At 64.9% G+C, this 11,881-nt stretch carries 12 protein-coding genes; 4 read left to right on the forward strand and 8 right to left on the reverse strand.

Annotation, left to right across the window (positions count from 1 at the left end; translation table 11 throughout):
- Nucleotides 1–98: 98 nt before the first annotated feature.
- A complete protein-coding gene (locus P6U27_RS21830; protein ID WP_122403834.1) occupies nucleotides 99–392 on the forward strand; it encodes a hypothetical protein in 294 nt (97 codons plus the stop codon).
- Nucleotides 393–409: 17 nt separating this feature from the next.
- Here the strand turns inward: P6U27_RS21830 and P6U27_RS21835 are convergent, their stop codons facing one another.
- From P6U27_RS21835 to P6U27_RS21850, 4 genes are all read right to left on the reverse strand, one after another.
- A complete protein-coding gene (locus P6U27_RS21835) occupies nucleotides 410–1,129 on the reverse strand; it encodes an RraA family protein (RefSeq protein ID WP_407192575.1) in 720 nt (239 codons plus the stop codon).
- A gap of 121 nt (nucleotides 1,130–1,250) precedes the next feature.
- Nucleotides 1,251–2,132 carry a phosphatidylcholine/phosphatidylserine synthase gene (locus tag P6U27_RS21840; protein WP_122403836.1) on the reverse strand — a complete coding sequence of 294 codons (882 nt, stop codon included), beginning with the start codon at nucleotides 2,130–2,132 and terminating at the stop codon, nucleotides 1,251–1,253.
- A gap of 85 nt (nucleotides 2,133–2,217) precedes the next feature.
- Nucleotides 2,218–2,916 (reverse strand): phosphatidylserine decarboxylase, encoded by a 699-nt coding sequence (locus tag P6U27_RS21845; RefSeq protein WP_407192576.1) that lies wholly within the window; start codon nucleotides 2,914–2,916, stop codon nucleotides 2,218–2,220.
- A gap of 78 nt (nucleotides 2,917–2,994) precedes the next feature.
- Complete coding sequence (locus tag P6U27_RS21850; protein WP_407192577.1) at nucleotides 2,995–4,953, reverse strand: ABCB family ABC transporter ATP-binding protein/permease; 1,959 nt, start codon at nucleotides 4,951–4,953, stop codon at nucleotides 2,995–2,997.
- Between the two features lie 201 nt (nucleotides 4,954–5,154).
- Between P6U27_RS21850 and P6U27_RS21855 the strand changes: the two genes are divergently transcribed.
- A complete protein-coding gene (locus P6U27_RS21855) occupies nucleotides 5,155–5,760 on the forward strand; it encodes a TIGR00730 family Rossman fold protein (RefSeq protein WP_162500329.1) in 606 nt (201 codons plus the stop codon).
- A gap of 4 nt (nucleotides 5,761–5,764) precedes the next feature.
- On the opposite strand, the gene P6U27_RS21860 is transcribed toward P6U27_RS21855, so the two are convergent.
- The 4 genes from P6U27_RS21860 to cysS all read right to left on the reverse strand — a co-directional run bounded on the left by P6U27_RS21860 (nucleotide 5,765) and on the right by cysS (nucleotide 9,837).
- A complete protein-coding gene (locus P6U27_RS21860) occupies nucleotides 5,765–6,142 on the reverse strand; it encodes a VOC family protein (RefSeq protein WP_122403840.1) in 378 nt (125 codons plus the stop codon).
- Nucleotides 6,143–6,252: 110 nt separating this feature from the next.
- Nucleotides 6,253–7,851 carry a citramalate synthase gene (gene cimA, locus P6U27_RS21865; RefSeq protein WP_407122101.1) on the reverse strand — a complete coding sequence of 533 codons (1,599 nt, stop codon included), beginning with the start codon at nucleotides 7,849–7,851 and terminating at the stop codon, nucleotides 6,253–6,255.
- The gene (locus tag P6U27_RS21870; protein WP_164936832.1) at nucleotides 7,848–8,339 is read right to left on the reverse strand and encodes a GNAT family N-acetyltransferase; all 492 of its coding nucleotides are present in this window, start codon (nucleotides 8,337–8,339) and stop codon (nucleotides 7,848–7,850) included. The genes cimA and P6U27_RS21870 overlap by 4 nt, the downstream gene beginning before the upstream one ends.
- 115 nt (nucleotides 8,340–8,454) lie before the next feature.
- Nucleotides 8,455–9,837, reverse strand: a complete 1,383-nt coding sequence (gene cysS / locus P6U27_RS21875; RefSeq protein ID WP_122403843.1) for a cysteine--tRNA ligase — start codon at nucleotides 9,835–9,837, stop codon at nucleotides 8,455–8,457.
- Nucleotides 9,838–10,128: 291 nt separating this feature from the next.
- On the opposite strand from cysS, the gene P6U27_RS21880 reads away from it, so the two are divergent.
- Together P6U27_RS21880 and P6U27_RS21885 are read left to right on the forward strand one after the other, a co-directional pair.
- Nucleotides 10,129–10,434: a hypothetical protein gene (locus tag P6U27_RS21880; RefSeq protein WP_407122099.1), complete on the forward strand. Its 306-nt coding sequence runs from the start codon at nucleotides 10,129–10,131 to the stop codon at nucleotides 10,432–10,434.
- A 130-nt stretch (nucleotides 10,435–10,564) separates the two neighbouring features.
- Nucleotides 10,565–11,755 carry a DUF2865 domain-containing protein gene (locus tag P6U27_RS21885; protein ID WP_122403845.1) on the forward strand — a complete coding sequence of 397 codons (1,191 nt, stop codon included), beginning with the start codon at nucleotides 10,565–10,567 and terminating at the stop codon, nucleotides 11,753–11,755.
- The last annotated feature ends 126 nt before the right edge of the window (nucleotides 11,756–11,881 follow it).

An 11,881-nucleotide genomic window follows, 5' to 3' on the forward strand; every position in this document is an offset into this window, starting at 1 on the left:
CGACGTCACGTCCGCTGCGGCCCTCCGCCACATCCGGGACGAAGGATGAATTGCTATCCTGAAGCGGGGCGGCATGCTCGATCGCGGGAGCCATCGCGATGTTGACGCTCTTCGGCCTTCTCACTGCGCTGCCCGCGGCGCTGGCCTTCCACCTGCTCGAGCCGGAGCTCGTCCTGCCGGCCTTCAGCATCCTGCTCTTTGTCGAAGCCGCCTTCGCGGTGATCGCAGCGCGATTGATCCACCTCCCGGACAATGCCGAAGACATCACGCTCTGGGACCTTGCCGGCGGCTTCACCCTGATCGGATGCGCCGCCGCTGTGTTCGGTGAGCCGGACCAGGCGGCTCTGTTCCTGGCGGAACAAGGCGCCCCACGGCCGGCGTCGCGGCCGTAGGTCGTTCAACCACGCGCTTAGTGGATTTCCGCCGAGCGCTTCAGCGCGGCCTTCAGCTTCTCCAGCGAGAAGTCGGGGCTGCGGGCGATCTCCAGGATCGGCGTCTCGCGGCGGCCGCAGAGTTCGGCAGCCTCCGGCAGCTTCGCGGCGACGTCGAGCGGGATCACGATGGCGCCGTGCCGGTCGGCGTGGATCAGATCATCGGACTTCACGGTCATGCCGGCAACGCGCACTTCGCCGCCAAAGCTTTCCGCATGCACCCAGGCATGCGACGGGCCGATCGAGCCGGCGAGCGCCTGGAATCCCGGAGCCCATTGCGGGATGTCGCGGATCGAGCCGTCGGTGATCACGCCGAGGCAGCCGAGCGCCTTGTGCACGTTGCTCTGCACCTCGCCCCAGAACGCGCCATAGCCGACGTCGGGCCCGTCGATGTCCTGGATCACCGAGATGCGCGGGCCATGGCCGGTGCCGACATATTCGTAATATTCGATCCGACGCTTGGACTGCTCTTCAGCCGGGAGCGATGATTTCAGCACTGAACGGATCGTGACCGTGCGGGCATAGCCGACGATCGGCGGCAGGTCTGGGAACGGACAGACCAGTTGCTTGGTGGTGTAGCCGATCAGCCGGCGCTCGGGCGCCACGATCTCCATGGCATTGCAGATCGTCGGCGTGTCGTAGCGGCCCAGCGCCTCGAGGACGGAAGCAGGCAGCGGCCCGGTCGCGGTATCAGTCACGGCGTTCTCTCCCAGATTGGCGGCTGATTGACGCGATGCCGCCGGCACAGGGCGATATAGCCGAGATCAGGCTTCGACCCAACTCAGACGGGCCTCATGGCAGATATCCGCGCGGGGCCGCTCAGTGCAGCCGTCCGGGCCGTTCGTCGTCGTGCGGCCGCTCCGACAAATTCGCCAGCGTCGGCGCCGATGGCGGCGACGGAACTTCGGCTCCTGACGGCGCGGTGGCTTCCATCGCGCGCGCCTGGTCGCGATAGGATTTGTAGCCAAGCGGCAAAGCGAGGAGATACAGCACCGTGCCGATCGACAGCACATGCCAGGGATAGGCGATCAGGAGCGCGATGAAGACGATCACCGCGACGAAGGCCGGCAGCACCAGTTCGGGTGGGACGCGCATGCGCTTGGTCTTGCCGGAGAACACCGGCAGGCGCGACACCATCAGGAAGGCGATCAGCAGCGTATAGGCCGCCGTCACCGCTGCGGGCAGCCGGCCGAGCTCGAGGAAAGCAACGTAGATCGGCAGCAGCACCGTGATCGCGCCCGCGGGCGCCGGCACGCCGGTGAAGAAATTGGCGGCGAAGGCCGGCTTGTTCGGATCATCCATCGTGGCGTTGAAGCGCGCGAGTCGCAGGCCGCCGGAGATCGCGAACACCATGGCGGCGATCCAGCCGGCATTGCCGAGCTCGTGCAGCTGCCAGAAATACAGCATCAGGCCGGGCGCGACGCCGAAATTGACGAAGTCGGCGAGGCTGTCGAGCTCGGCGCCGAACTTGGACTGACCCTTGATCATGCGCGCGATGCGGCCGTCGATGCCATCGAGCGCGGCTGCGAACACGATGGCATAGACGGCGAGCGACATCCGCCCCTCGATCGACAGTCGGATCGAGGTCAAGCCGGCGCAGATCGCCAGCAGCGTGATGACGTTGGGCACCAGCATCCGCACCGGAATCGGTCGGAACCGCCGGCGGCGGACATCGGGATCCTTGAAGTCGTAGGGCGTCATGGCTCGTCCTTATCTTAAGGCGAGATATAGCAAGCCGCGCCCCCCTCCGCCATTGCGGCGGAGGGTCCAAAGCACCGACTATTGGTTAATTGGCGCGATAGGCGCGGCTCGGGTCGTCGCCGGCGAGGTCGGCCAAAATGGTCTCTCCGGCGATTGCGGTCTGCCCTTCCGAGACCAGCGCCTTGGTGCCGACAGGCAGGTACACATCGAGCCGCGAGCCGAAGCGGATCAGGCCGAAGCGCTCACCGGCACCGATCGCCTGCCCCTCCTTGACGAAGCAGACGATGCGCTTGGCGACGAGGCCTGCGATCTGGACCACGCCGATCCGTGCATTGGACGTCGTGATCACCAGCGAGTTGCGCTCATTGTCTTCGCTCGCCTTGTCGAGCTCGGCGTTGATGAACAGGCCGGGCCGGTAGGCAATGCGATCCACCCTGCCCGCGATCGGGCTGCGGTTCACGTGACAGTTGAACACGCTCATGAACACCGAGATGCGCGGCAATGGCCGGTCACCGAGGCCGAGCTCGGCCGGCGGCAGCGCCATGGTGATCATCGAGACGCGGCCGTCGGCCGGCGACACCACCAGCCCCTCGCGCACCGGTGTCACGCGGACGGGGTCGCGGAAGAACAGCGCGCACCACACGGTCAGGATCGTGCCGATCCATCCCAGAGGCGACCACAGCCAGAACAGGATCAGGCTTGCCAGTGCAAAGCCGCCGATGAAGGGATAACCCTCCTTGTGGATCGGCGGAATCTGACGCTGGATCGAATCGAGAATGGACATCGCTATCTGCCGCTTGGGGTTAATGGCGCGGGTCGTCGCGCGGGCTTGTTTAGGCCAGAGTTGGGATCGGAGACAAGCTCACTCCGCCGCCGCGGGCGTCGTCAGGGTGTCATCGACCGGCGGCGGCTCCCGGTTGGGCGCCGTGCTGGTGTCGGCCATCTTGGCCAGTTTCTCGCGCGCCGCCTCGGCCTCGCGCTGCCTGTTCCACATGCTGGCATAGAGGCCGCCCTGCGCGAGCAGTTTCGCGTGGGTGCCGCGTTCGGCGATGCGGCCCTGGTCCAGCACGATGATCTCGTCGGCGCCGACGATGGTCGAAAGCCGGTGCGCAATCACCAGCGAGGTGCGGTTCTTCGCCACGCGATCGAGCGCGCCCTGGATCTCGTGCTCGGTATGGGTGTCGAGCGCCGACGTCGCCTCGTCCAGCACCAGGATCGGCGGTGCCTTCAGCACGGTGCGCGCGATCGCGACGCGCTGCTTCTCGCCCCCGGACAGCTTCAGGCCGCGCTCGCCGACCTGGGTCTCGTAGCCCTTCGGCGCCATGCGGATGAAATGGTCGATCTGCGCCAGCCGCGCCGCCTCCTCGACCTCGGCATCGCTGGCGTCCCAGCGGCCGTAGCGGATGTTGTAGCGGATGGTGTCGTTGAACAGCACGGTATCTTGCGGCACCATGCCGATCGACGCGCGCAAGCTGGCCTGCATAACGTTGCGGATATCCTGGCCGTCGATCAAGATCTTGCCGCCGGAGACGTCATACAGGCGGAACAGCAGCCGCGAGATGGTCGACTTGCCTGCGCCCGACGGACCGACGATCGCGATGGTCTTGCCGGCCGGCACCTCGAAGCTGATGCCTTTCAGGATCGGCCGTGTCGGCTCGTACGCAAAGCGCACGTCCTCGAAGCGCACCGTGCCGGCGGAGATGACCAGCGGCTTCGCGTCCGGCGCATCCCTGATCTCCGCCTCTCTGCCCAGCACGTTGAACATCTTCTCGATGTCGATGATCGCCTGCTTGATCTCGCGATAGACCATGCCCATGAAATTCAACGGCTGGTACAGCTGGATCATCATGGCGTTGATCAGCACGAAATCGCCCACGGTGTTGGTGCCGTTGCGTACGCCGATCGCGCACATCAGCATGGTCGCGGTCAGACCCAGGGTGAAGATCACGGCCTGCCCGGTGTTGAGCACCGCGAGCGAGGTGTAGGTGCGGATGCTCGCCTCCTCGTAACGCTCCACCGATTTGTCGTAGCGCTGCGCCTCGCGCGCCTCGGCGCCGAAATACTTCACGGTCTCGTAGTTGAGCAGCGAGTCGATCGCCTTGGTGTTCGCCTCGGTGTCGGAATCGTTCATCTTGCGGCGGATGCCGATCCGCCACTCGGTCGCGATGTAGGTGTAGTACATGTAGAGCGCGACCGTGATCAGGGTGGCGACCACGTAACGCCAGTCGAATTGCCAGAGCAGCACCGCGAGCAGCAGCGAGACCTCGACAATGGTCGGGATCAGCTGCAGGATCACCATGCGCACGATGACCTCGATGCCCTCGCGGCCGCGCTCGAGCACGCGCGTCAGGCCACCGGTCTTGCGCTCCAGGTGAAAACGCAGCGACAGCTCGTGCATGTGGATGAAGGTGATGGTGGCGAGCTTGCGCACCGCATGCATGGCGACGCGGGCGAAGATGCCGTCGCGCCATTGCGTCAGCACCGCCATCAGGATGCGCATCGCGCCGTAACTCGCGGTCAGCAACAGCGGCGAGGCGACCACCCAGAGATGCCAGTTGTCGGCCTGTACCGGCGCGGTGTTGGCGCCGGTCAGCGCATCCGTCGCCCATTTGAAGCTGAACGGCACCGCGAGCGTGATCAGCTTGGCGGCGAGCAGCAGCACCAGCGACCAGACCACCCGCATCTTTAGGTCGAAACGATCGCCCGGCCAGATATAGGGCCACAGATGCGCCAGCGTGCCGATCAGCGTGGCCCCGGCCTGCGGTCCTGTGGCGCGAGGGTCAGGAACGTCGGCGCCGTCTAACGATTGAGGTTGGTCCATCAAGAAGCCTGAAAGCCCGCCGGATGCGGGCGCAACTGCGATTAACGATTTTCGTCCGTCATATAGAGCCTTCCCGATGCCCGCGCACCCCGCCAGATGGCGAATCTTTGATTGTTCATCGTCGTTTACCGGTAGATTTCCGGGAGTATCGAATCACCGATTGGGCTTGACGCCTCCTCGCTGCAATGCATCATGGCAACAATGAGCACGATCCAAACTGTCTGTGTCTATTGCGGCTCCGGCCCAGGAACCAATCCCCGCTTCACCGAAGGCGCCAAGGCGTTCGGCAGGGCGCTCGCCGAAAACAACATCCGCTTGGTCTATGGCGGCGGCTCGCTCGGTCTGATGGGCGCGGTCGCGACCTCCGTGCTCGACCATGGCGGCACCGTCACGGGCATCATCCCCGACTTCCTGCGGCTGCGCGAGAATGCGCTGACGCGCGTGCAGGAGATGATCGTCACGCCTGATATGCACGAGCGCAAGCGCCTGATGTTCGAACGCTCCGACGCCTTCGTGGCCCTGCCGGGCGGCGTCGGTACGCTGGAGGAGCTGGTCGAGCAGATGACCTGGAAGCAGCTCGGCCGTCATGCCAAGCCGGTGCTGCTCGCCAACATCGACAATTTCTGGGAGCCGCTGTTCTCGCTGCTGTCGCACATGCGCCAGACCGAGTTCATCCGCGCTGGCCTTTCAATCGACATCCTCAAGGCCGACCGCGTCGAGGAGATCCTGCCGAAGCTGAAAGCGGCCGCGGCACAGGTGGCCGAATCGGAAAAGCAGCTCGCCCCGGAAATGGCGCGCAAGCTGTAACGCGCTACTCTGCCGGAAACGTCACCGCCTCGATCCGGTTACCGTCGGGGTCGAAGACGAAGGCTGCGTAGTAGCGCACGCGGTCGTGCGGGCGAATGCCGGGCGCGCCGTCGGAGGCGCCGCCAGCGGATAGTGCGGCGGCGTGGAACGCATCGACTTCAGCCGTGGTTTTCGCCCGCAGGCAGATGTGCACACCGCTCTCCGCGGCTACGGGCGGCATGCCCTCGCGCAAGTTGATCCAGAACTCCGGATAGGCCTTGCCGAAGCCGACCGTTCGCGGCCGCGTGACGAGGCGCGCGAGGCCGAGGGTGCCGAGCGTCGCCTCGTAGAATTTGGCGGCGCGCTCGAGATCGCTGACGCCGACGGAGATGTGGTCGATCATTGTGCCGCGCTCCCTCCCCTCCTCATTGCAGAGTGCGTCCGCGGAGACAGTCTGGATTTGCTTCGTCGCTTCGCTCCTCGCAATGATGGCGCTTGCAGCGCCGCCGTCCCTCACGCCGGCGCGCCCGATTTCACGAGCTTGTAGATCACCGAATCCATCAGCGCCTGGAACGAGGCGTCGATGATGTTGGGGGAGACGCCGACCGTGGTCCAGCTGTCGCCGTTCTCGTCCTCGCTCTCGATCAGGACGCGCGTGACCGCGCCGGTGCCGCCATTGAGGATACGCACGCGATAATCGATCAGCTTCAAGCCCTCGATGTACTTCTGGTACTTGCCGAGATCTTTCCGCAAGGCGACGTCGAGCGCGTTCACGGGGCCGTTGCCCTCGGCCGCCGAGATCAGATGCTCGCCCGCGACGTCGACCTTGACCACCGCGAGCGCCACGGTGACGCGCTCGCCGAGCGCGTTATAGCGCTGCTCGACATTGACGTCGAACTGCTCGACTTCGAAGTAATGCGGCACCTTGCCGAGCGTGCGACGCGCCAGGAGCTCGAACGAAGCGTTGGCTGATTCATAGGCGTAGCCGGCCGCCTCGCGCTCCTTCAATTCCTCGACGAGGCGCGTCAGCTTGGGATCGCTCTTGTCGTAGGCAATGCCGGCACGGTCGAGCTCGGCAATGACATTGGAGCGGCCGGCCTGGTCGGACACCAGCACCTTGCGGTGATTGCCGACCAGTTCCGGCAGTACATGCTCATAGGTCTGCGGATCCTTCAGCACGGCGGAAGCATGGATGCCGGTCTTGGTGACGAAGGCGCTCTCGCCGACATAGGCCGCATGCCGGTTCGGCACGCGGTTGAGCATGTCGTCGAGCGTGCGCGACACCTTGACGAGCGTCGCCAGCTTCTCCGCCGTGACGCCGATCTCGAACGCGTCGGCAAAACCTTTCTTCAGCTTCAGCGTCGGGATCAGCGAGCAGAGATTGGCATTGCCACAGCGCTCGCCGAGACCGTTCAGCGTACCCTGGATCTGCCGCGCTCCGGCGCGCACCGCGGCGAGCGAATTGGCCACCGCCTGCTCGGTGTCGTTATGGGCGTGGATGCCGACATGATCGCCGGGAACGTGCTTGGTCACCTCGGTGACGATGGCCTCGACCTCATCAGGCATGGTGCCGCCGTTGGTATCGCACAGCACCACCCAGCGCGCCCCGGCCTCATAGGCCGCTTTGGCGCAAGCCAGCGCAAAGCTCGGGTCCTCCTTGTAGCCGTCGAAGAAATGCTCGCAGTCGAGCATGACCTCGCGACCGGCTGCCTTCGCCGCGGCAACGCTGTCCCGGATCGAAGCGAGGTTCTCTTCCTTGGTCGTCTCCAGCGCAACGCGCACCTGATAGGCCGACGACTTCGCCACGAAGCAGATCGCATCCGCTTTCGCTTCCAACAGGCCCGCGACGCCCGGATCGTTCGAGACCGAGCGCCCAGCCCGCCGCGTCATACCGAAGGCGGTGAAGCGCGCATGATTGAGCTTCGGCTTGGAGCCAAAGAACTCCGTGTCGAGCGGGTTGGCGCCGGGATAGCCGCCTTCGATATAGTCGATGCCGAGATCATCGAGCATCGCCGCGATGACCTGCTTGTCGGCCAGCGTGAAATCGACGCCGTTGGTCTGCGCCCCATCGCGCAGCGTGGTGTCGAACAGATAAAGACGCTGCTTGCTCATTGCCCCGCTCCGAGCGTCTTCTTCATGGTGGTGTTGGCGAGCCACTCGTCGCCCATGGTGACGCTGTTGCGCTGCTGGGCGGTGTAGCCGCGTTTGGCGAAGAAGCCTTGCGCGTTGTCGCTGGCATCGACCGACAGGCTCGTCGCTCCGCGGCCGCCGGCGAGCTTCTCCAGCGCGTCGACCAGCATGGTCGCGATGCCCTGCCCGGCCACGGCCGGATGGACATAGAGCATGCGGATGTGATCGTTGCCGCGCAGCGAGGCGAAGCCGACGGGCGAACCCTCGAGCGTTGCGATCAGCGTGAGATCGGCGGCGAGCCGCTTGCCGAACTCCTCGTCCTCCGCCGCAGCCATCCAGGCTTCCTGCTGCGCCTCGCTATAGTCGTCGCCGGTCAGCTCCTCGATGCTGGCGGTGAAGATCGCGGCGAGGATCGGCACATCGGCCGGCAGGAAAGGCCTGAGTGCGGGCTTTGGCAAAGTCTGTCCCATGGTCCTCACCACATCCCATAGAGCTTGAGCACGATCGCCACCGCGCCGGCGAGCAGCGCGATCTTCAGCGCGATGTAGTAGAGCCAGTGCCGCGGAAACGGCGTGTCGGGCCGCTTCATCGCGCGATCTCCCAGGTCGTGCCTTCCTTGGAGTCCTTGATCGCAACGCCCATCGTAGCGAGCAGATCGCGGATGCGGTCGGACTCCTTGAAATCCTTGCGGCCACGGGCGGCCGTCCGCTCGGCGATCAGACGCTCGACTTCCTTGGCATCGACGCCGCTCGCCTGCTGCTTGCGCCTTTCCCACTGCGCCGCGCTCTCGGCCAGGAATCCGAGCAGCCGCAACGAGCCCGCAAGACCCGCGATATCGTTGCCGCGCAGGCCGTGCAGCGCCGCGATCGCCTGCGGCGTATTGAGGTCATCGAGCAGCGGTTCGACCACCGACGCATCCGGCTCGCCCGGCACGGCGTCGGCCGCGATGCGGTACCAGTCGTCGAGCGTCTTGGCGCTCTCCTCGAGCGACTTCATGGTCCAGTCGATTGGAGAGCGGTAATGCGTCTTCAGCATGTTGAGGCGCAGCACCTCACCCGGCCAGTCCTTGAGCAGTTCGTGGATCGTGATGAAGTTGCCGAGCGACTTCGACATCTTCTCGCTCTCGACCTGCAGGAAGCCATTGTGCATCCAATAGTTCGCCATGCGCTGCTGGTGGAAGGCGCAGCAGGTCTGAGCGACCTCGTTCTCGTGGTGCGGAAACACGAGATCGATGCCGCCACCATGGATGTCAAAGTGCTCGCCGAGATGCTTCCAGGCCATGGCCGAGCACTCGATGTGCCAGCCAGGACGACCCTGCGCGGCGATACCGGCCGGCGAGGGCCATGACGGCTCGCCCGGCTTGGACGGCTTCCACAGCACGAAGTCGGTATTGCCCTTCTTGTATGGCGCGACATCGACGCGGGCGCCCGCGACCATCTCGTCCAGTGAGCGGTTGGACAGCGCGCCGTAGCGCGGCAGGCCGGCATTGGCCGCGTTCATGGCCTGCGGCGAGAACAGCACATGGTCCTCGGCGACATAGGCAAAGCCGCCGGCGATCAGCTTTTCGATGATCTCGCGCATCTCGCCGATATGCTCGGTCGCGCGCGGCTCCACGGTCGGCCGAAGCGCGCCGAGCGCATCGACGTCGGCGTGAAACTGCTTGCCGGTCTGCTCGGTGACCTTGCGGATGGCCTCGTTCAGCGGCAGGCCCGGGAAATCGCGCGCGGCGCGGTCGTTGATCTTGTCGTCGACGTCGGTGATGTTACGGACATATTTGACATTCGCTTCGCCATAGAGATGGCGCAGCAGCCGAAACAGCACGTCGAACACGATCACCGGCCGCGCATTGCCGATATGGGCGAAGTCGTAGACGGTCGGTCCGCAGACATACATGCGGACGTTCTTCGGATCGAGCGGTACAAAGGTCCGCTTTTCCCTCGTCAGCGTATCGTGAAGGCGCAATTCCATATGGATACCCGTCGGCTGTTGGCCGGGCGTCCAAGGCTCTCAATGTGTTTGAGAAAAGACGGCTCCAGCCAGCGAATCGCTAGCTCGTAATCTCGCGGCAAATGGCGCAAATGGCGAGGAGACCGTTCATGCGGTCACATATGGGCCACCACGGGCCCCGGCGTCAAGAGCCGCGGAAATGCCGTTTTTTCTCCGCAAAGCGCGCGGCCCGCCCTGATGGTTCATGATCCCCTAACCATTTGAGGCCATTCTGGAACCAGCGGTTCCTCCATTTTTAGCCTCGGTATTTTCATGCGATCCCTGCTCGCGCTCGTTTTCAGCGCCGCGATCCTTGCAGCACCCCGCGCTTGCGCCGAGACCCGCGTTTTCATCATTGCCAATCAGGCGGATGGCTACGGCGTCGACCAGTGCCTGGCCAAAGGCGACAAATGCGGTGCATCCGCTGCGCGCACCTACTGTCAGTCACGAGATTTTGCGATAGCCTCGGCCTATCGCCGGGTCGATCCCGACGAAATTACCGGCTCCGTCCCCAAAACTGGCGCAAACTGCTCCCATGGCCGTTGCGACGAATATGTCGCAATCACCTGCCAGCGCTGAATTCCCTCGGAGCTGGCGGACCTTAGGACCGGTCTTTGTCCCTGAAACGACGTGACGATGCCGCAGGAAGCGGCTATTGGGAGGGCGCGCTTCGGCCCCCCAGATCACGCTGGGCCGTGACCTCGCTAGAATGGCGGATATGCCTGAATTTTTGTCTCTCTCCCGCGCCCGCTCCCTCCTTGCCTGCACCGTGCTCCTGAGCACCGTCATGCTCGCCAATGGCGCTTTGGCGCAGGCTGGCCCGCCTGGCCCGCCGCCTCAGCCGGGCCAGAACGGGCTCGGACCGAACCCGATGTGCGCGCGGCTGGAAGGCCAGCTCGCCGCGCTCGATCGTGGCGGCGGCGGTGGTGACCCCGCGCGCGAAGAGCAGATCCGCCGCTATCAGGATTCCCAGGCCAAGCAGCAGGCCGAGCTGGATCGCGTCACCATGCAGGCCAAGCGCATGGGCTGCGACTCCTCCGGCTTCTTTTCGCTGTTCAACGGCCAGTCGGCTCAGTGTGGCCCGGTGAACACCCAGATCCAGCAAATGCGCGCCAATCTGGACCAGATCACCGGCAATCTCGAACGGCTGCGCGGCGGTGGCCCCGGCGGCTTCAGCCCGGAGCGCGACAACCAGCGCCGTTCGGTCCTGTTGGCGCTGGCGCAGAACAATTGCGGCCCGCAATATGCCAATGCCGCGCAGTCGCAAGGCGGCGGCAACTTCCTGAGCAATTTGTTCGGCGGCGGCAACAACCCGAACAATCCGCAAGCCGTGCCGCCCTCCGATCTCGGCCCGCAATCCGGCACCTTCCGCACGGTGTGCGTGCGCACCTGCGACGGTGCCTATTTCCCGATCTCGTTTGCGACCGTGCCGGCGCGCTTTCCCGACGATGAGAAGACCTGCAAGGCGCTGTGCCCGGCGGCCGAAGCCGTGCTCTACACTCATCGCAATCCCGGCGAGGACATGAACTCGGCGGTCTCGATCGGCGGCCAGCCCTACACGGCGCTGCCGACCGCGTTCAAATTCCGCAGCGAGTTCAACCCGTCCTGCTCCTGCAAGGCAGCGGGCCAAACCTGGGCGGATGCGCTGAAATCAGCCGACGACAAGGCCGCAGCCGAGCAGCAGGGCGATATCATCGTCACCGAGGAGAGCGCCAGGAAGATGCAGCAACAGCGGCTCAACAAGGGCACGCCTGCCAATGCCAAGAAGGGCGCGGCTCCCGCGCCGACCACGGCGACTGCACCTGCAACGCCGCCGGCGGAGACGGCCCCCGCTGTCAACTCCGAGAACAAGCCGATCCGGTCGGTCGGTCCAACCTTCTTGCCGCAGCAGCAGAAGTAGGCAGCCCTGCTTTTACTGTCATGCCCCGCGAAGGCGGGGCATCCAGTACGCCGTGCATACAAGCAGTGCCGCAGGGTACTGCATCATCTGTTTCGCGGATGATGCAGCAATCCACAATCGCACGTC

The organism is Bradyrhizobium sp. STM 3566 (assembly GCF_045571445.1).
In the GTDB taxonomy this organism is placed as follows: Bacteria; Pseudomonadota; Alphaproteobacteria; order Rhizobiales; family Xanthobacteraceae; genus Bradyrhizobium; species Bradyrhizobium vignae.